The organism is Streptomyces kebangsaanensis, assembly GCF_001906585.1.
Lineage (GTDB): Bacteria > Actinomycetota > Actinomycetes > Streptomycetales > Streptomycetaceae > Streptomyces > Streptomyces kebangsaanensis.
Genome location: NZ_JUJA01000160.1, coordinates 1 through 17,502, shown reverse-complemented (window position 1 = coordinate 17,502; position 17,502 = coordinate 1). Strand labels below are relative to the sequence as shown.

The 17,502-nt window shown below is 67.3% G+C and carries 31 protein-coding genes and 1 pseudogene; 30 read left to right on the top strand and 2 right to left on the bottom strand.

Annotation, left to right across the window (positions count from 1 at the left end):
• Nucleotides 1–190: 190 nt before the first annotated feature.
• The gene (locus RH94_RS30000) at nucleotides 191–607 is read right to left on the bottom strand and encodes a type II toxin-antitoxin system VapC family toxin (RefSeq protein WP_073951495.1); all 417 of its coding nucleotides are present in this window, start codon (nucleotides 605–607) and stop codon (nucleotides 191–193) included.
• Nucleotides 604–900 carry a ribbon-helix-helix domain-containing protein gene (locus tag RH94_RS29995; protein WP_234426139.1) on the bottom strand — a complete coding sequence of 99 codons (297 nt, stop codon included), beginning with the start codon at nucleotides 898–900 and terminating at the stop codon, nucleotides 604–606. Before RH94_RS29995 ends, RH94_RS30000 begins: the two co-directional genes overlap by 4 nt.
• Nucleotides 901–1,352: 452 nt before the next feature.
• Here RH94_RS29995 and rpsJ point away from each other — a divergent pair, with 452 nt between their 5' ends.
• The 30 genes and pseudogenes from rpsJ to RH94_RS29845 all read left to right on the top strand — a co-directional run.
• The gene (gene rpsJ, locus RH94_RS29990) at nucleotides 1,353–1,661 is read left to right on the top strand and encodes a 30S ribosomal protein S10 (protein ID WP_003948644.1); all 309 of its coding nucleotides are present in this window, start codon (nucleotides 1,353–1,355) and stop codon (nucleotides 1,659–1,661) included.
• Between the two features lie 18 nt (nucleotides 1,662–1,679).
• The gene (rplC, locus tag RH94_RS29985; protein ID WP_073951493.1) at nucleotides 1,680–2,324 is read left to right on the top strand and encodes a 50S ribosomal protein L3; all 645 of its coding nucleotides are present in this window, start codon (nucleotides 1,680–1,682) and stop codon (nucleotides 2,322–2,324) included.
• Between the two features lie 8 nt (nucleotides 2,325–2,332).
• Nucleotides 2,333–2,992, top strand: coding sequence for a 50S ribosomal protein L4 (gene rplD / locus RH94_RS29980; protein ID WP_073951492.1), 660 nt, complete (start codon nucleotides 2,333–2,335; stop codon nucleotides 2,990–2,992).
• Complete coding sequence (gene rplW, locus RH94_RS29975; RefSeq protein ID WP_073951491.1) at nucleotides 2,992–3,411, top strand: 50S ribosomal protein L23; 420 nt, start codon at nucleotides 2,992–2,994, stop codon at nucleotides 3,409–3,411. Before rplD ends, rplW begins: the two co-directional genes overlap by 1 nt.
• Before the next feature lie 53 nt (nucleotides 3,412–3,464).
• Nucleotides 3,465–4,301 carry a 50S ribosomal protein L2 gene (gene rplB / locus RH94_RS29970; protein WP_073951490.1) on the top strand — a complete coding sequence of 279 codons (837 nt, stop codon included), beginning with the start codon at nucleotides 3,465–3,467 and terminating at the stop codon, nucleotides 4,299–4,301.
• Between the two features lie 12 nt (nucleotides 4,302–4,313).
• The gene (gene rpsS, locus RH94_RS29965; protein WP_073951489.1) at nucleotides 4,314–4,595 is read left to right on the top strand and encodes a 30S ribosomal protein S19; all 282 of its coding nucleotides are present in this window, start codon (nucleotides 4,314–4,316) and stop codon (nucleotides 4,593–4,595) included.
• A gap of 41 nt (nucleotides 4,596–4,636) precedes the next feature.
• On the top strand, nucleotides 4,637–4,984 hold the full coding sequence (rplV, locus tag RH94_RS29960) for a 50S ribosomal protein L22 (RefSeq protein WP_003974262.1): 348 nt from the start codon (nucleotides 4,637–4,639) through the stop codon (nucleotides 4,982–4,984).
• Entirely contained in the window at nucleotides 4,984–5,814 is an 831-nt protein-coding gene (gene rpsC, locus RH94_RS29955; RefSeq protein ID WP_073951488.1) for a 30S ribosomal protein S3, read from the top strand. Before rplV ends, rpsC begins: the two co-directional genes overlap by 1 nt.
• 5 nt (nucleotides 5,815–5,819) lie before the next feature.
• Nucleotides 5,820–6,239: a 50S ribosomal protein L16 gene (rplP, locus tag RH94_RS29950; RefSeq protein ID WP_009190136.1), complete on the top strand. Its 420-nt coding sequence runs from the start codon at nucleotides 5,820–5,822 to the stop codon at nucleotides 6,237–6,239.
• Nucleotides 6,239–6,463: a 50S ribosomal protein L29 gene (rpmC, locus tag RH94_RS29945; RefSeq protein ID WP_030174543.1), complete on the top strand. Its 225-nt coding sequence runs from the start codon at nucleotides 6,239–6,241 to the stop codon at nucleotides 6,461–6,463. Before rplP ends, rpmC begins: the two co-directional genes overlap by 1 nt.
• A complete protein-coding gene (rpsQ, locus tag RH94_RS29940) occupies nucleotides 6,463–6,750 on the top strand; it encodes a 30S ribosomal protein S17 (protein WP_073951487.1) in 288 nt (95 codons plus the stop codon). Before rpmC ends, rpsQ begins: the two co-directional genes overlap by 1 nt.
• Before the next feature lie 185 nt (nucleotides 6,751–6,935).
• Nucleotides 6,936–7,304, top strand: coding sequence for a 50S ribosomal protein L14 (rplN, locus tag RH94_RS29935; protein WP_003998823.1), 369 nt, complete (start codon nucleotides 6,936–6,938; stop codon nucleotides 7,302–7,304).
• A gap of 2 nt (nucleotides 7,305–7,306) precedes the next feature.
• Nucleotides 7,307–7,630, top strand: coding sequence for a 50S ribosomal protein L24 (rplX, locus tag RH94_RS29930; protein WP_073951486.1), 324 nt, complete (start codon nucleotides 7,307–7,309; stop codon nucleotides 7,628–7,630).
• On the top strand, nucleotides 7,630–8,190 hold the full coding sequence (gene rplE, locus RH94_RS29925; protein WP_073951485.1) for a 50S ribosomal protein L5: 561 nt from the start codon (nucleotides 7,630–7,632) through the stop codon (nucleotides 8,188–8,190). Before rplX ends, rplE begins: the two co-directional genes overlap by 1 nt.
• 5 nt (nucleotides 8,191–8,195) lie before the next feature.
• Nucleotides 8,196–8,381, top strand: a complete 186-nt coding sequence (locus RH94_RS29920; protein WP_024491590.1) for a type Z 30S ribosomal protein S14 — start codon at nucleotides 8,196–8,198, stop codon at nucleotides 8,379–8,381.
• Between the two features lie 211 nt (nucleotides 8,382–8,592).
• Nucleotides 8,593–8,991 (top strand): 30S ribosomal protein S8, encoded by a 399-nt coding sequence (gene rpsH / locus RH94_RS29910; protein ID WP_073951484.1) that lies wholly within the window; start codon nucleotides 8,593–8,595, stop codon nucleotides 8,989–8,991.
• A 24-nt stretch (nucleotides 8,992–9,015) separates the two neighbouring features.
• Complete coding sequence (gene rplF / locus RH94_RS29905) at nucleotides 9,016–9,555, top strand: 50S ribosomal protein L6 (RefSeq protein ID WP_073951483.1); 540 nt, start codon at nucleotides 9,016–9,018, stop codon at nucleotides 9,553–9,555.
• Between the two features lie 3 nt (nucleotides 9,556–9,558).
• A complete protein-coding gene (rplR, locus tag RH94_RS29900) occupies nucleotides 9,559–9,942 on the top strand; it encodes a 50S ribosomal protein L18 (protein ID WP_073951482.1) in 384 nt (127 codons plus the stop codon).
• 65 nt (nucleotides 9,943–10,007) lie between these two features.
• Nucleotides 10,008–10,613 carry a 30S ribosomal protein S5 gene (rpsE, locus tag RH94_RS29895; RefSeq protein ID WP_073951481.1) on the top strand — a complete coding sequence of 202 codons (606 nt, stop codon included), beginning with the start codon at nucleotides 10,008–10,010 and terminating at the stop codon, nucleotides 10,611–10,613.
• 2 nt (nucleotides 10,614–10,615) lie between these two features.
• Nucleotides 10,616–10,798 carry a 50S ribosomal protein L30 gene (gene rpmD, locus RH94_RS29890; RefSeq protein WP_073951480.1) on the top strand — a complete coding sequence of 61 codons (183 nt, stop codon included), beginning with the start codon at nucleotides 10,616–10,618 and terminating at the stop codon, nucleotides 10,796–10,798.
• A gap of 2 nt (nucleotides 10,799–10,800) precedes the next feature.
• On the top strand, nucleotides 10,801–11,256 hold the full coding sequence (gene rplO, locus RH94_RS29885) for a 50S ribosomal protein L15 (RefSeq protein ID WP_073951479.1): 456 nt from the start codon (nucleotides 10,801–10,803) through the stop codon (nucleotides 11,254–11,256).
• A gap of 181 nt (nucleotides 11,257–11,437) precedes the next feature.
• The gene (gene secY, locus RH94_RS29880; RefSeq protein ID WP_073951478.1) at nucleotides 11,438–12,751 is read left to right on the top strand and encodes a preprotein translocase subunit SecY; all 1,314 of its coding nucleotides are present in this window, start codon (nucleotides 11,438–11,440) and stop codon (nucleotides 12,749–12,751) included.
• Nucleotides 12,751–13,401, top strand: a complete 651-nt coding sequence (locus RH94_RS29875) for an adenylate kinase (RefSeq protein WP_073951477.1) — start codon at nucleotides 12,751–12,753, stop codon at nucleotides 13,399–13,401. The genes secY and RH94_RS29875 overlap by 1 nt, the downstream gene beginning before the upstream one ends.
• A gap of 168 nt (nucleotides 13,402–13,569) precedes the next feature.
• Complete coding sequence (gene map, locus RH94_RS29870; RefSeq protein WP_073951476.1) at nucleotides 13,570–14,406, top strand: type I methionyl aminopeptidase; 837 nt, start codon at nucleotides 13,570–13,572, stop codon at nucleotides 14,404–14,406.
• 104 nt (nucleotides 14,407–14,510) lie between these two features.
• Nucleotides 14,511–14,669: pseudogene (locus RH94_RS40005) on the top strand (type I methionyl aminopeptidase); the annotation flags it as partial.
• 207 nt (nucleotides 14,670–14,876) lie between these two features.
• Complete coding sequence (infA, locus tag RH94_RS29865; RefSeq protein WP_003948620.1) at nucleotides 14,877–15,098, top strand: translation initiation factor IF-1; 222 nt, start codon at nucleotides 14,877–14,879, stop codon at nucleotides 15,096–15,098.
• A gap of 79 nt (nucleotides 15,099–15,177) precedes the next feature.
• The gene (gene rpmJ / locus RH94_RS29860) at nucleotides 15,178–15,291 is read left to right on the top strand and encodes a 50S ribosomal protein L36 (RefSeq protein ID WP_003974245.1); all 114 of its coding nucleotides are present in this window, start codon (nucleotides 15,178–15,180) and stop codon (nucleotides 15,289–15,291) included.
• Between the two features lie 199 nt (nucleotides 15,292–15,490).
• Nucleotides 15,491–15,871 (top strand): 30S ribosomal protein S13, encoded by a 381-nt coding sequence (rpsM, locus tag RH94_RS29855; RefSeq protein ID WP_073951475.1) that lies wholly within the window; start codon nucleotides 15,491–15,493, stop codon nucleotides 15,869–15,871.
• A gap of 69 nt (nucleotides 15,872–15,940) precedes the next feature.
• The gene (gene rpsK / locus RH94_RS29850; RefSeq protein WP_003956432.1) at nucleotides 15,941–16,345 is read left to right on the top strand and encodes a 30S ribosomal protein S11; all 405 of its coding nucleotides are present in this window, start codon (nucleotides 15,941–15,943) and stop codon (nucleotides 16,343–16,345) included.
• Between the two features lie 252 nt (nucleotides 16,346–16,597).
• Nucleotides 16,598–17,502: DNA-directed RNA polymerase subunit alpha (locus tag RH94_RS29845; protein WP_073948233.1), on the top strand; the 905-nt coding region annotated here is incomplete at its 3' end.

Here is a 17,502-nt window from a genome sequence, read left to right as displayed (position 1 = left end):
CAGGGACCGCCCGGCCGCCGCGGCCGGGCGGTGCGACGGTCACGGGCGGCTTTGCCGGGCAGGCGGGCGCGGTGGGCTTCCTGGTACCCCTCGCGCGCCCGGTCGACGTCTGTGATCTCCCAGCGGACCGTGGTTCATGGGGTGTCCTCCGGGCGGCGGTCGCCGTTCCCGCCGTGTTTCCCGCGCGAGCTCAGGGCAGCAGCGTGAACGACGGAACGTGCGTCGGGCGTACGGTGCCGAAGTGCTTGCGGTCGACCGTGGCCACCTCGGCGACCCCGAGGCGCTCGGCGCAGGCGATCACCGAGGCATCCACCATGCCCAGGGGGAGGTCGGCGTAGCGAGCGGTCAGCTCGGCGATGCGGAGCCAGTCTCCGGGGTGGACGGGCTCGACCGTGAACAGGCCCTCGGCGAAGTCCTGGGCGAGCAGCAGCTCGGCACGTGGCCCCAGACGCCGCTCGGCCAGGTGGGCCACTTCGGCGATGACGAGGGTGGGCACCAGCAGGGGGCCGGGATGCGACTCCAGTAGGCGGCGGCACGCCGTGTGCCAGGCGTCGCGGCGGTCGAGCAGGGCGTAAAGGGGGCCCGCGTCGACGATCAGGGCGCTCACGCGCTGAGCCGTCGTCCGGCGGTGCCTTCCTCCTCGGCGAGTATGTCCCGTCCCTCGGCGAGCCCGGCCAGCAACTCCTCCATGCGCTCGGAGATGTCGCTGCGGCCGCTGTCGCCCGCGCCCGCGGAACCGAAGACGCGGCGCGGTGCCGCTCCGCCGTGGTCTTCTCCGCCCGGCAGATGGGCCGCGATGGCCTCCCGCGTCCATGCGGAGACCGTCATGCCGCGCCGGGCCGCCTCATGACGCATCCTGGCGTCCAGGGCCTCGTCGATCTTGACGGTGGTCCGCTTCATGTATGCCAGCATACCGGCGGATGCCGCCCCGTGTCTCCAGGGTTTGACCGGTGCCGCCCCCGGGGTACTCTCTTCCGCCCGATTGGCTTCCGCGCTGTCCTCTGTGGCAGACTGTCCGAGTTGCTCGGTCGAGTGTTGATGTCGCGCGCCTCCCGCCGGGAGGACCGGAAGCGAGTCCCACGGTACTCGTCGTCCTAACTGCCTCACGGCAGCGCTGGGGCGGACGTACGGGAATCTTCCGGGAAGTGTGGGTACGACGCCGGCCAGGCGCCCGGTGGGTCTTCAGCCCCCGGCTCGCGGTGGTGGTAGGCCGTGCGCAATCCCGCAGGGGTGTTCGAGACAAGGGACATCTGTGTCAGCGGGACCGCGACACGCCCGACCGCGTGGGTCGGAGGAAAGCAAGGGAACACCGGGTTCCAGAGCGTGAGAAGAGACAGGACTACGGAGTAGCCATGGCGGGACAGAAGATCCGCATCCGGCTCAAGGCCTACGACCACGAGGTCATCGACTCCTCGGCGAAGAAGATCGTCGAGACGGTGACCCGCACTGGTGCGTCGGTCGCGGGCCCGGTGCCGCTGCCCACTGAGAAGAACGTGTACTGCGTCATCAAGTCGCCGCACAAGTACAAGGACTCGCGCGAGCACTTCGAGATGCGCACGCACAAGCGCCTGATCGACATCCTCGACCCGACCCCCAAGACCGTTGACTCTCTGATGCGACTCGACCTCCCGGCCGGTGTCGACATCGAGATCAAGCTCTGAGGCGCGGTGATCTGAGAGATGGCTAAGCAGATCAAGGGCATCCTGGGTGAGAAGCTCGGTATGACGCAGGTCTGGGACGAGAACAACCGTGTCGTCCCGGTCACCGTCGTCAAGGCCGGGCCGAACGTCGTCACCCAGGTCCGTACGAACGACGTCGACGGCTACGAGTCCGTCCAGCTCGCCTTCGGCGAGATCGACCCGCGCAAGGTGAACAAGCCCCTCAAGGGCCACTTCGCGAAGGCCGACGTCACCCCCCGTCGCCACCTCGTCGAGATCCGCACCGCGGACGCCGCCGAGTACACCCTCGGCCAGGAGGTCACCGCCGAGGTGTTCGAGGCCGGGGTCAAGGTCGACGTCACCGGCACGAGCAAGGGCAAGGGCTTCGCCGGTGTCATGAAGCGCCACAACTTCGGTGGCATGGGCGCCGGTCACGGTGCCAAGCGTGTGCACCGCGCGCCCGGCTCCATCGGCGGCTGCGCCACCCCGGGTCGTGTGTTCAAGGGCCAGCGCATGGCGGGCCGCATGGGCAACGAGCGGGTCACCACCCAGAACCTGACCGTCCACGCCGTTGACGCGGAGAAGGGTCTGCTGCTCATCAAGGGCGCGGTTCCCGGTCCGAACGGCGGCCTCGTCCTGGTCCGCACCGCGGCCAAGGGGGCCTGAGGTAACCGATGAGCACTGTTGACATCCTTTCGCCGGCAGGCGAGAAGGCCGGTAGCGTCGAGCTCCCCGCGGAGTTCTTCGGCGTCGAGAAGGTCAGCATCCCGCTGATCCACCAGGTCGTCGTCGCGCAGCTGGCCGCCGCCCGTCAGGGCACCCACAAGACCAAGACCCGCGGCGAGGTCCGTGGCGGTGGCCGCAAGCCGTACCGCCAGAAGGGCACCGGCCGCGCCCGTCAGGGCTCGGTCCGCGCGCCGCAGTTCGCCGGCGGTGGCGTCGTCCACGGCCCGCAGCCGCGCGACTACTCGCAGCGGACCCCGAAGAAGATGAAGGCCGCGGCCCTGCGCCACGCCCTCACCGACCGGGCCCGCCACAACCGCATCCACGTCGTCACCGGCGTGATCGAGGGCGAGACCCCCTCCACCAAGGCCGCCAAGAGCCTGTTCGGCAAGATCAGCGAGCGTAAGAACCTGCTGCTCGTCGTCGACCGCTCCGACGAGGCCGCGTGGCTGTCCGCCCGCAACCTGCCCCAGGTGCACATCCTGGAGCCGGGCCAGCTGAACACGTACGACGTTCTCGTCTCGGACGACGTGGTCTTCACCAAGGCCGCTTTCGAGTCCTTCGTCGCCGGCCCGAACAAGGCCAACGACAACGAAGGGAGCGAGGCCTGATGGCTACGCGTCACCCGAGCATCGCCTCCAAGGCGGCCAAGGCCGCCAAGGCCGCGCGTGTCGCCAAGGCGCGCCGCCACGCCACCGAGGGCAAGAACACCGTCGAGACCCCGCTGAGCAAGTCGTACACGGACCCCCGTGACGTCCTGATCAAGCCGGTCGTCTCGGAGAAGAGCTACGCGCTCCTCGACGAGAACAAGTACACGTTCGTCGTCGACCCGCGTGCCAACAAGACCCAGATCAAGGAGGCCGTCCAGGCGGTCTTCGAGGTCAAGGTCACCGGGGTCAACACGATCAACCGCCAGGGCAAGCGCAAGCGGACCAAGACCGGTTTCGGCCAGCGTGCCGCCACCAAGCGCGCGATCGTGACCCTCGCCGAGGGCGACCGTATCGACATCTTCGGCGGTCCGACCGCCTGACGGCGGTTCGGAGCGTCCAGATAGTCCGGATCATTTCCGAGGACTGAGAGACAATGGGTATCCGCAAGTACAAGCCGACGACTCCTGGCCGTCGTGGCGCCAGCGTCGCCGACTTCGTCGAGATCACGCGGTCCACGCCGGAGAAGTCGCTGGTCCGCCCCCTGCACAGCAAGGGTGGCCGTAACAACTCGGGTCGTGTGACCGTCCGCCACCAGGGTGGTGGCCACAAGCGCGCCTACCGCGTGATCGACTTCCGCCGTCACGACAAGGACGGCGTGCCGGCGAAGGTCGCGCACATCGAGTACGACCCCAACCGCACCGCGCACATCGCGCTGCTGCACTACGCCGACGGCGAGAAGCGCTACATCATCGCGCCGCGCGGCCTGCAGCAGGGCGACCGCGTCGAGAACGGTCCCGGGGCCGACATCAAGCCGGGCAACAACATGGCCCTGCGCAACATGCCGGTCGGTACCACGATCCACGGGATCGAGCTCCGCCCCGGTGGCGGCGCCAAGATCGCCCGTTCGGCCGGTGCCTCCGTGCAGCTGCTGGCGAAGGAGGGCTCGATGGCCCACCTCCGCATGCCGTCCGGTGAGATCCGCCTGGTCGACGTCCGCTGCCGCGCCACCATCGGCGAGGTCGGCAACGCCGAGCAGTCGAACATCAACTGGGGCAAGGCCGGCCGCAAGCGCTGGCTGGGCGTCCGCCCGAGCGTGCGTGGTGTGGTCATGAACCCGGTGGACCACCCGCACGGTGGTGGTGAGGGCCGTACCTCCGGTGGACGCCACCCGGTGTCCCCGTGGGGCAAGAAGGAAGGCCGTACTCGTTCGCCCAAGAAGGCGTCGAACAAGTACATCGTCCGCCGCCGCAAGACGAACAAGAAGCGTTAAGGACGGGTTGAGATGCCTCGTAGCTTGAAGAAGGGGCCCTTCGTCGACGACCACCTGAGCAAGAAGGTGGACACGCAGAACGAAGCCGGCACCAAGAACGTCATCAAGACCTGGTCCCGTCGCTCGATGATCGTCCCGGCCATGCTCGGCCACACGATCGCGGTGCACAACGGCAAGACCCACATCCCGGTGTTCGTCACCGAGTCGATGGTCGGCCACAAGCTCGGCGAGTTCGCGCCGACCCGCACGTTCCGGGGTCACGTCAAGGACGACCGGAAGTCGAAGCGCCGCTAAGCGGATCGCATTCAGACACGTAAGTAACTGAAGGGACAACCATGGAAGCCAGGGCCCAGGCGCGGTACATCCGCGTCACGCCCATGAAGGCCCGCCGCGTGGTGGACCTCATCCGTGGCATGGACGCCACGGAGGCCCAGGCCGTCCTGCGATTCGCTCCGCAGGCAGCCTCCGTGCCGGTCGGCAAGGTGCTGGACAGCGCCATCGCCAACGCCGCGCACAACTACGACCACACCGACGCCGACAGCCTCTTCATCTCCGAGGCGTACGTCGACGAGGGCCCGACCCTGAAGCGGTTCCGTCCGCGTGCTCAGGGCCGCGCCTACCGGATCCGCAAGCGGACCAGCCACATCACCGTGGTCGTCAGCAGCAAGGAAGGAACCCGGTAATGGGCCAGAAGGTAAACCCGCACGGGTTCCGGCTCGGTGTCACGACCGACTTCAAGTCGCGTTGGTACGCCGACAAGCTCTACAAGGACTACGTCAAGGAAGACGTCGCCATCCGTCGGATGATGACGTCCGGCATGGAGCGCGCCGGCATCTCCAAGGTGGAGATCGAGCGCACCCGTGACCGTGTCCGCGTGGACATCCACACCGCGCGTCCGGGCATCGTCATCGGCCGCCGTGGCGCCGAGGCCGACCGCATCCGCGGCGACCTCGAGAAGCTCACGGGCAAGCAGGTCCAGCTGAACATCCTCGAGGTCAAGAACCCCGAGACCGACGCTCAGCTGGTGGCCCAGGCCGTTGCCGAGCAGCTCTCCTCCCGCGTCTCCTTCCGCCGTGCCATGCGCAAGAGCATGCAGTCGGCGATGAAGGCCGGCGCCAAGGGCATCAAGATCCAGTGCGGTGGCCGCCTCGGCGGCGCCGAGATGTCCCGCTCGGAGTTCTACCGCGAGGGCCGCGTGCCCCTGCACACGCTCCGCGCGAACGTGGACTACGGCTTCTTCGAGGCCAAGACGACCTTCGGCCGCATCGGTGTGAAGGTCTGGATCTACAAGGGCGACGTCAAGAACATCGCCGAGGTCCGCGCCGAGAACGCCGCTGCCCGCGCCGGCAACCGCCCGGCCCGTGGTGGCGCCGACCGCCCGGCCCGTGGTGGCCGCGGTGGCGAGCGGCGCGGTCGCAAGCCGCAGCAGCAGTCGGCTCCGGCCGCCGAGGCCCCCAAGGCCGAGGCTCCGGCCGCCTCTGCTCCGGCTGAGAGCACCGGAACGGAGGCCTGACCGACATGCTGATCCCCCGTAGGGTCAAGCACCGCAAGCAGCACCACCCGAAGCGCAACGGTATGTCCAAGGGTGGAACGCAGGTTGCGTTCGGCGAGTACGGCATCCAGGCGCTGACCCCGGCCTACGTGACGAACCGCCAGATCGAGGCGGCTCGTATCGCGATGACCCGCCACATCAAGCGCGGCGGCAAGGTCTGGATCAACATCTACCCGGACCGTCCCCTCACCAAGAAGCCGGCCGAGACCCGCATGGGTTCCGGTAAGGGTTCTCCGGAGTGGTGGATCGCGAACGTCAAGCCCGGACGCGTGATGTTCGAGCTGTCGTACCCCAACGAGAAGATCGCCCGTGAGGCGCTGACTCGTGCGGCCCACAAGCTGCCGATGAAGTGCCGGATCGTCAAGCGCGAGGCAGGTGAAGCGTGATGTCGGCCGGTACCAAGGCGTCCGAGCTGCGCGAGCTGGGCAACGAGGAGCTTCTGGGCAAGCTCCGCGAGGCCAAGGAAGAGCTGTTCAACCTCCGCTTCCAGGCGGCGACCGGTCAGCTCGAGAACCACGGCCGTCTGAAGGCGGTCCGCAAGGACATCGCGCGGATCTACACCCTGATGCGCGAGCGTGAGCTGGGCATCGAAACGGTGGAGAGCGCCTGATGAGCGAGAGCAACGTGACTGAGAACAAGACGGAGCAGCGTAGCTTCCGCAAGACCCGTGAGGGTCTGGTCGTCAGCGACAAGATGGACAAGACCGTCGTCGTCGCCGTCGAGGACCGCGTCAAGCACGCGCTGTACGGCAAGGTCATCCGCCGTACCGAGAAGCTCAAGGCGCACGACGAGCAGAACGCCGCGGGCGTCGGCGACCGTGTCCTCCTGATGGAGACCCGGCCGCTGTCCGCGACGAAGCGCTGGCGCGTCGTCGAGATCCTCGAGAAGGCGAAGTAAAGAAGCGGGGGCCCCGCCCCCGCTGACCCCCGCTGGGGGCTCCACCACGCGGTGTGCAGCCCCCGGCGTGGGTTTACGCCTGCCAGAGGTACAAGTAATTCCTGCGGGATCGACCCGCAGGACAGTTCCGCCAGGCTCTCCGGGCCAACGCCCGGAGGGAACCGGCAGACGATCAGGAGATAGACGTGATCCAGCAGGAGTCGCGACTGCGTGTCGCCGACAACACGGGGGCGAAGGAAATCCTTTGCATCCGTGTGCTCGGTGGCTCCGGTCGCCGCTACGCGGGCATCGGTGACGTCATCGTCGCCACCGTCAAGGACGCGATCCCCGGTGGCAACGTGAAGAAGGGTGACGTCGTCAAGGCGGTCATCGTTCGCACCGTCAAGGAGCGCCGCCGTCCGGACGGCTCGTACATCCGCTTCGACGAGAACGCCGCCGTCATTCTCAAGAACGACGGCGACCCTCGTGGCACCCGTATCTTCGGCCCCGTGGGCCGTGAGCTGCGCGAGAAGAAGTTCATGAAGATCATCTCCCTCGCGCCGGAGGTGCTGTGAGCATGAAGATCAAGAAGGGCGACCTGGTCCAGGTCATCACCGGCAAGGACAAGGGCAAGCAGGGCAAGGTCATCGCCGCTTACCCGCGCGACGAGCGTGTCCTGGTCGAGGGTGTCAACCGGGTCAAGAAGCACACCAAGGCCGGTCCGACCGCCCGCGGTTCCCAGGCCGGCGGCATCGTCACCACCGAGGCGCCGATCCACGTCTCCAACGTCCAGCTGGTCGTGGAGAAGGACGGCGAGAAGGTCGTGACCCGCGTCGGTTACCGCTTCGACGACAAGGGCAACAAGATCCGCGTTGCCAAGCGGACGGGTGAGGACATCTGATGACGACCACCACCGTGACTCCGCGTCTGAAGCAGAAGTACAGGGGCGAGATCGTCCAGAAGCTGCGTGACGAGTTCAAGTACGAGAACGTCATGCAGGTTCCGGGCCTCGTCAAGATCGTGGTCAACATGGGTGTGGGCGACGCCGCCCGCGACTCCAAGCTGATCGAGGGCGCCATCCGCGACCTCACCACGATCACCGGCCAGAAGCCGGCGGTCACCAAGGCCCGTAAGTCCATCGCGCAGTTCAAGCTGCGTGAGGGCCAGCCGATCGGTGCCCACGTCACGCTCCGTGGCGACCGCATGTGGGAGTTCCTGGACCGCACCCTGTCGCTCGCGCTGCCGCGCATCCGCGACTTCCGCGGCCTGTCCCCCAAGCAGTTCGACGGCCGTGGCAACTACACCTTCGGTCTCACGGAGCAGGTCATGTTCCACGAGATCGACCAGGACAAGATCGACCGTGTCCGGGGTATGGACATCACCGTGGTCACCACGGCGACCAACGACGAAGAGGGCCGCGCCCTTCTCCGTCACCTCGGCTTCCCGTTCAAGGAGGCGTGAGCGAGATGGCGAAGAAGTCTCTCATCGCGAAGGCTGCTCGCAAGCCCAAGTTCGGTGTGCGTGGCTACACCCGCTGCCAGCGCTGCGGTCGTCCGCACTCCGTGTACCGCAAGTTCGGCCTGTGCCGCGTGTGCCTTCGTGAGATGGCTCACCGTGGCGAGCTGCCGGGCGTGACCAAGAGCTCCTGGTAATCCGGGCTGTTCCGGACTCCCAGGACTCTCGGTAAGCAACTGGGACGGCAGGAGGCCCGCTCCGCATGCCTTAGGCTTGCGGGGTTGGGCACCTGCCGTGCCGTACGACTTACTACGCCGTAGGTCCACCGCGCCGCACCCGTCCCGTCTCGGATCGGGGAGAGGGATGGCGCACCAGGAAACCCCGGCGAGAGAGGCCGAAGGCCAATTCATGACCATGACTGATCCGATCGCAGACATGCTCACACGTCTGCGGAACGCGAACTCGGCGTACCACGACACCGTGACGATGCCGGCGTCCAAGATCAAGTCCCACATCGCGGAGATCCTCCAGCAGGAGGGCTTCATCACGGGCTGGAAGACCGAGGACGCCGAGGTCGGCAAGAACCTCGTTCTCGAGCTGAAGTACGGCCCGAACCGTGAGCGCTCCATCGCGGGCATCAAGCGGATCTCCAAGCCCGGTCTCCGGGTGTACGCGAAGTCCACCAACCTGCCGAAGGTGCTCGGCGGCCTCGGCGTGGCGATCATCTCCACGTCCCACGGGCTCCTCACCGACAAGCAGGCCGGCAAGAAGGGCGTGGGTGGGGAAGTCCTCGCCTACGTCTGGTAACGGAAGGGAACGGAGGAAACAGCTATGTCGCGCATCGGCAAGCTCCCCATCGCGGTTCCCGCCGGCGTGGACGTCACCATCGACGGCCGTACGGTCTCGGTCAAGGGCCCCAAGGGCGAGCTGACCCACACCGTCGTCGCGCCGATCGAGATCGTCAAGGGCGAGGACGGCACCCTGCAGGTGACCCGCCCCAACGACGAGCGTCAGAACAAGGCCCTGCACGGCCTGTCCCGCACGCTGGTGGCGAACATGATCACCGGCGTGACCCAGGGTTACGTGAAGAAGCTCGAGATCAGTGGTGTCGGTTACCGCGTGACGGCCAAGGGATCGAACCTGGAGTTCGCGCTCGGCTACAGCCACCCGATCACCGTCGAGGCGCCCGAGGGCATCACCTTCAAGGTGGAGACCCCGACCCGCTTCCAGGTCGAGGGCATCGACAAGCAGAAGGTCGGCGAGATCGCGGCCAACATCCGCAAGCTGCGCAAGCCCGACCCGTACAAGGCCAAGGGCGTCAAGTACGAGGGTGAAGTCATCCGCCGCAAGGTCGGAAAGGCGGGTAAGTAAGCCATGGCATACGGGCAGAAGATCCTCAAGGGCGACGCCTACAAGCGCGCCGCGATCAAGCGCCGCCACATCCGGATCCGCAAGAAGGTCTCCGGTACGGCGGAGCGCCCCCGTCTGGTCGTGACCCGCTCCAACCGCCACATCGTGGCGCAGGTGATCGACGACCTCAAGGGTCACACCCTGGCGTCGGCGTCCACCCTGGACAGCTCGATCCGCGGTGGCGAGGGCGACAAGTCCGCGCAGGCCAAGCAGGTCGGTGCCCTGGTCGCCGAGCGCGCCAAGGCCGCCGGTGTCGAGGCCGTCGTGTTCGACCGTGGTGGCAACCAGTACGCCGGGCGCATCGCCGTCCTGGCGGACGCCGCCCGCGAGGCCGGACTGAAGTTCTGAGTCGCCCGTCGCGGCAGCGACTGATCGTTGCTGCGAGCTAGCGGAAACAGAGAGAGGTAATTCCAATGGCTGGACCCCAGCGCCGCGGTGGCGGTGCCGGTGGCGGCGAGCGGCGGGACCGGAAGGGCCGTGACGGCGGCGCAGCTGCCGCCGAGAAGACCGCGTACGTCGAGCGCGTCGTCGCGATCAACCGCGTCGCCAAGGTTGTGAAGGGTGGTCGTCGCTTCAGCTTCACCGCGCTGGTCGTGGTGGGCGACGGTGACGGCACCGTGGGTGTCGGATACGGCAAGGCCAAGGAGGTGCCGGCCGCCATCGCCAAGGGTGTGGAGGAGGCCAAGAAGCACTTCTTCAAGGTCCCCCGGATCCAGGGCACCATCCCGCACCCGATCCAGGGTGAGAAGGCTGCCGGCGTCGTGCTGCTCAAGCCCGCGTCGCCCGGTACCGGTGTGATCGCCGGTGGTCCGGTGCGCGCCGTGCTCGAGTGCGCCGGTATCCACGACGTGCTGTCGAAGTCGCTCGGCTCCGACAACCAGATCAACATCGTGCACGCCACCGTGGAGGCCCTCAAGGGCCTGCAGCGTCCCGAGGCGATCGCGGCCCGCCGCGGTCTGCCGCTGGAGGACGTGGCCCCCGCGGCCCTGCTCCGTGCACGTGCCGGGGCGGGTGCGTAATCATGGCGCAGCTCAAGATCACGCAGGTCAAGTCCTACATCGGCAGCAAGCAGAACCACCGCGACACCCTGCGTACGCTCGGGCTCAAGAAGCTCGGCGACGTGGTCGTCAAGGAGGACCGTCCCGAGTTCCGCGGCATGGTGCACACCGTCCGCCACCTCGTGACGGTCGAGGAGGTCGACTGATCATGGCGGAGCAGAACCCGCTGAAGATCCACAACCTCCGTCCCGCCCCCGGCGCCAAGACCGCCAAGACCCGTGTCGGTCGTGGTGAGGCGTCGAAGGGTAAGACGGCCGGTCGTGGCACCAAGGGCACCAAGGCCCGCTACCAGGTTCCGGAGAGCTTCGAGGGCGGCCAGATGCCGCTGCACATGCGCCTCCCGAAGCTGAAGGGCTTCAAGAACCCGTTCAAGACCGAGTACCAGGTCGTGAACCTCGACAAGCTGGCCGCGCTCTACCCCGAGGGCGGCGAGGTCACGGTCGAGGACCTGGTGGCCAAGGGCGCCGTTCGCAAGAACAGCCTCGTCAAGGTCCTCGGCCAGGGCGAGGTCTCCGTGGCGCTGCAGGTGACGGTCGACGCCGTCTCCGGCTCCGCCAAGGAGAAGATCACCGCCGCCGGCGGTACCGTCACCGAGCTCGTCTGACACCCGCGGGCGTCTCGATGACATGAACGATCCCGACCGGGGATACCTCACAATGAGGTATCCCCGGTTGGTCGTTCCACGGGGGGCAGTGTCGCCGGTAAGGTGGCCTGCACCGTTCTTTTCCGTTGAACCTCAAGACCGTCACCCTTGACGCACTTGCGCGGGGGTCGCAGGAGGCACCGTGCTCACCGGCTTCGCCCGGGCGTTCAGGACGCCCGACCTGCGCAAGAAGCTGCTCTTCACGCTCGGCATCATCGTGGTGTACCGAGTCGGTACCCACATCCCGATTCCCGGCGTCAACTACCAGGCCGTCCAGCAGTGTGTGAAGGAGGCCTCGGGCAACCAGGGTCTCTTCGGCCTGGTGAACATGTTCAGCGGCGGCGCATTGTTGCAGATCACGGTCTTCGCGCTGGGCATCATGCCGTACATCACGGCGAGCATCATTCTGCAGCTGCTGACCGTGGTGATCCCGCGGCTGGAGGCCCTCAAGAAGGAGGGCCAGGCCGGTACGGCGAAGATCACCCAGTACACCCGTTACCTGACGGTGGCGCTCGCCGTCCTGCAGGGCACCGGCCTGGTGGCCACCGCCCGCAGCGGTGCCCTGTTCTCCGGGTGCACGGCCGCGGGCAACATCGTCCCGGACCAGTCGATCTACAACACGATCGTCATGGTGATCGTGATGACCACCGGTACGGCCGTGGTCATGTGGCTGGGCGAGCTCATCACCGACCGCGGTATCGGCAACGGCATGTCGATCCTGATGTTCATCTCGATCGCCGCCACCTTCCCGTCCGCGCTGTGGGCCATCAAGAAGCAGGGCAAGCTCGCCGACGGCTGGATCGAATTCGGCACGGTCATTCTCGTCGGTCTGGTCATGGTCGGCCTGGTCGTCTTCGTCGAGCAGGCCCAGCGCCGCATTCCGGTGCAGTACGCCAAGCGCATGATCGGCCGCCGTTCCTACGGTGGTACGTCGACATACATCCCGCTCAAGGTGAACCAGGCGGGTGTGATCCCCGTCATCTTCGCTTCTTCGCTGCTCTACATTCCGGCACTGGTCGCCCAGTTCTCCGGAGGCAACTCGGGGTGGAAGACCTGGATCCAGCAGAACCTGGTGAAGGGCGATCACCCGATTTACATCACTCTGTACTTCTTGCTCATCGTGTTCTTCGCGTTCTTCTACGTGGCGATCTCCTTCAACCCCGAAGAAGTCGCGGACAACATGAAGAAGTATGGTGGCTTCATCCCGGGCATCCGGGCTGGCCGGCCGACCGCTGAGTACCTCTCGTACGTACTCAACCGGATCACCTGGCCGGGTTCGCTGTATCTGGGACTGATCGCTCTCGTACCGACAATGGCGTTGGTCGGGTTCGGCGCAAACCAGAACTTCCCCTTCGGCGGGACCAGCATCCTGATCATCGTGGGTGTCGGTCTCGAGACGGTGAAGCAGATCGAGAGCCAACTCCAGCAGCGCAATTACGAAGGGTTCCTCCGCTGATGCGAATCGTCCTCGTCGGACCGCCGGGTGCCGGCAAAGGAACACAGGCCACACGCCTAGCCGAGAAGCTGCGCGTTCCGCACATCTCGACGGGTGACCTGTTCCGCGCCAACATCAGCCGGCAGACGGACCTCGGCAAGCTCGCGAAGTCCTACATGGACGCCGGCAACCTGGTGCCCGACGAGGTCACCATCGCCATGGCCAAGGACCGAATGGAGCAGCCGGACGCCGAGGGCGGCTTCCTGCTGGACGGCTTCCCGCGCAACGTCTCGCAGGCCGAGGCGCTGGACGAGCTGCTGCAGACCGAGGGCATCAAGCTGGACGCGGTCCTCGACCTCGAGGTGCCCGAGGAGGAGATCGTCAAGCGGATCGCCGGGCGGCGGATCTGCCGGAAGGACTCGGCGCACGTCTTCCACGTGACGTACAGCCCGCCGAAGGAGCAGGGCGTCTGCGACGTCTGCGGCGGGGAGCTGTACCAGCGGGACGACGACTCGGAGGAGACCGTCCGCAAGCGGCTGGAGGTCTACCACACGCAGACCGAGCCGATCATCGGCTACTACAAGGCGCAGGGGCTGGTCGTGACGATCTCCTCGCTGGGCCCGGTGGACGAGATCACGCAGCGGGCGCTGGGTGCGCTGAAGCGCGGCTAGCCGCGAAGTAGTTCTCTACGTCGGTTGCAGCCGCGGTTCCTCTGCGAGGGGCCGCGGCTGTGCTGTGGGGGTGGGTGTACCCGCCCGCGCTTGCGGGGCGCTGCCGCGCCCACCCGTATTGTTGAAGGTGTCCGTCCTGCTTCCGGTCCGAGAAAGGCCGTAGTCCCCATGGTGCAGATCAAGTCCCCCGAGCAGATCGCCAAGATGCGTGCGGCGGGGCTGGTCGTCGCCGCGATCCACGCGGCCACCCGGGAGGCGGCCGTGCCCGGGGCGACCACCAAGGACCTGGACCGGGTGGCGCGCAAGGTGCTCGCGGAGCACAACGCCAAGCCGAACTTCCTCGGCTACGGCGGCTTCCCGGCGACGATCTGCACCTCCGTGAACGAGGTCGTCGTCCACGGCATCCCCTCCGACGACGTCGTCCTCAAGGACGGCGACATCATCTCCATCGACTGCGGCGCGATCATCGACGGCTGGCACGGCGACGCGGCCTACACCGCCTTCGTGGGGTCCGGTCACGCCCCGGAGCTGGTCGAGCTCTCCCGGGTGACCGAGGAGTCGATGTGGGCCGGCATCGCGGCGATGAAGCAGGGCAACCGCCTCGTCGACGTCTCGCGGGCCATCGAGACGTACATCCGCCGCCAGCCGAAGCCGGGCGGCGGCCGTTACGGGATCATCGAGGACTACGGCGGCCACGGCATCGGCACCGAGATGCACATGGACCCGCACCTGCTGAACTACGTCGACCGCCGCCGCGGCAAGGGCCCCAAGCTGGTCCCCGGCTTCTGCCTGGCCATCGAGCCGATGGTCTCCCTCGGCACCCCGAAGACCCAGGTCCTCGAGGACGACTGGACGGTCATCACGACGGACGGCACCTGGTCCTCCCACTGGGAGCACTCGGTGGCCCTGACGTCCGAGGGTCCTCTGGTCCTGACGGCCCCCGACGGGGGCAGGGCGAAGCTGGCCGAGTACGGCATCACGGCGGCCCCGGACCCGCTGGCCTGACGCCGGCCGGGGCCACGCCCGTCGGCCGGAGGCCGGCGCAGCCGCTCGAAGCCTGTGAGGCGCCCCTGGCGCCGAGCCCGTGAGAGCGGCGTCTAGGATTGGCCGACTGGACGGTCATCACGACGGACGGCACCTGGTCCTCCCACTGGGAGCACCCGGTGGCCCTGACGTCCGAGGGTCCTCTGGTCCTGACGGCCCCCGACGGGGGCAGGGCGAAGCCGGCCGAGTACGGCATCACGGCGGCCCCGGACCCGCCGGCCTGACGCCGGCCGGCGTCAAGGACGGGCCGGCATCACGGTGGCGCCGGATCCTCTGGCATAAGGATCTCCGGCGTGGGGCAGGCTTTCTCGATTCGTGTTTCGTGGAGCGCTGACGTAGACTGACTCGTCGGCTCTTGTGCACCCGTATGCCTGCGCGCAGGACACGGTGCGGCGAGAGTCGATCAAGGTAGTCGATTCGAAGGGCGAAGCGTGGCCAAGAAGCAAGGTGCCATCGAGATCGAGGGCACTGTCGTCGAGTCTCTGCCGAACGCCATGTTCAAGGTCGAGCTCCAGAACGGCCACCAGGTCCTGGCACACATCAGCGGCAAGATGCGCATGCACTACATCCGCATCCTCCCTGACGACCGGGTCGTGGTGGAGCTGTCTCCGTACGACCTGACGCGTGGCCGGATCGTCTACCGGTACAAGTAGATCTGCCCGTGCCCCGCACCTGCGGGGTGCGCATTCCGCTCCGGCGGGATGGTGGCACTGACCCGGAGAACCTCACCCCATGAAGGTCAAGCCGAGCGTCAAGAAGATCTGCGACAAGTGCAGGGTGATCCGCCGTCACGGCCGGGTCATGGTCATCTGCGACAACCCGCGCCACAAGCAGCGCCAGGGCTGACGCACGACCGACCGCACCCTCTGCATCACCATCGCAGGGATTCGCGCGACGCGAGCTGAATATGTTCATACGCAGGGCCCGAGTGGAGATCTCCGCTCGACACCCCCGGTTCGGAGGCCGGGGACCTGGTCCGTACCTGGTACGGCGGGCTGGGAGTCGGCCCTGTGGAAGACCTCCGAAGATCAACTGGAGCCATTGAATGGCACGCGTTTCCGGTGTTGACATCCCGCGCGAAAAGCGCGTGGAGGTCGCCCTCACCTACGTGTTCGGCATCGGCCGGACCCTTTCCCAGCAGACGCTGGCCGCCACCGGCATCGACCCGAACACCCGCGTCCGCGAGCTGACCGAAGAGCAGCTCGTCGCGATCCGCGAGTACGTCGACAACAACATCAAGACCGAGGGTGACCTCCGTCGCGAGATCCAGGCCGACATCCGCCGCAAGGTCGAGATCGGCTGCTACCAGGGTCTGCGGCACCGCCGCGGTCTGCCCGTCCGCGGTCAGCGCACCAGCACCAACGCCCGTACCCGCAAGGGCCCGCGTCGCGCCATCGCCGGCAAGAAGAAGCCGGGCAAGAAGTAGTCCGCAGCGACACTCGCCGTCCAGCGGTCTTCGCTGTAGGACCGACCACCTCCCACAGGAGTTTCAGACATGCCCCCCAAGGGACGTCAGGGCGCTGCCAAGAAGGTGCGCCGCAAGGAAAAGAAGAACGTCGCTCACGGCCACGCCCACATCAAGAGCACGTTCAACAACACCATCGTTTCGATCACCGACCCGTCCGGCAACGTGATCTCCTGGGCCTCCGCCGGCCACGTCGGCTTCAAGGGCTCCCGGAAGTCCACGCCGTTCGCCGCGCAGATGGCCGCCGAGTCGGCCGCCCGCCGCGCCCAGGAGCACGGCATGCGCAAGGTCGACGTGTTCGTCAAGGGTCCGGGCTCCGGCCGTGAGACCGCCATCCGTTCGCTGCAGGCGACCGGTCTCGAGGTCGGCTCCATCCAGGACGTCACCCCGACCCCGCACAACGGCTGCCGTCCGCCGAAGCGCCGCCGCGTCTGACGTCCGGCCTCGGCGGTCCGGCTTCCTGCTGGGGGTGTGGGGGTCGCCCCCCACGATTTCGCAGCACGGCTGCCGTCCGCCGAAGCGCCGCCGCGTCCGACGCGTTCGCCGCTCCACGGCAGTGGGTGTCCGGGCGGTACGGTCCGTAGACGGGCCGTACCGCCCGTACCCTTGCAATACCGCACCTCGTCCGGTGCGGCCTGGTCGGGCGTCATATAGCGGGCGCCCACGACTGAAGGATCTGATCCACACATGCTGATCGCTCAGCGACCGTCACTGACCGAAGAGGTCGTCGACGAGTTCCGTTCCCGGTTCGTGATCGAGCCGCTGGAGCCGGGCTTCGGCTACACCCTCGGCAACTCCCTGCGCCGCACCCTCCTGTCCTCGATCCCGGGTGCGGCGGTCACGTCCATCCGCATCGACGGCGTCCTGCACGAGTTCACCACCGTGCCGGGCGTCAAGGAGGACGTCACCGACCTGATCCTCAACATCAAGCAGCTGGTCGTCTCCTCCGAGCACGACGAGCCGGTCGTGATGTACCTGCGCAAGCAGGGCCCGGGTCTGGTCACCGCCGCCGACATCGCGCCGCCGGCCGGTGTCGAGGTGCACAACCCCGACCTCGTCCTCGCCGTGCTCAACGGCAAGGGCAAGCTGGAGATGGAGCTGACCGTCGAGCGCGGTCGCGGCTACGTCTCCGCCGTGCAGAACAAGCAGGTGGGCCAGGAGATCGGCCGGATCCCGGTCGACTCGATCTACTCGCCGGTGCTGAAGGTCACGTACAAGGTCGAGGCGACCCGTGTCGAGCAGCGCACCGACTTCGACAAGCTGATCGTCGACGTCGAGACCAAGCAGGCGATGCGTCCGCGTGACGCCGTGGCCTCCGCGGGCAAGACCCTGGTCGAGCTGTTCGGTCTCGCCCGCGAGCTGAACATCGACGCCGAGGGCATCGACATGGGCCCGTCCCCGACGGACGCCGCCCTGGCCGCCGACATGGCGCTGCCGATCGAGGAGCTGGAGCTCACCGTTCGGTCGTACAACTGCCTCAAGCGCGAGGGCATCCACTCCGTGGGTGAGCTCGTCGCCCGCTCCGAGGCCGACCTGCTGGACATCCGCAACTTCGGTGCGAAGTCCATCGACGAGGTCAAGGCGAAGCTGGC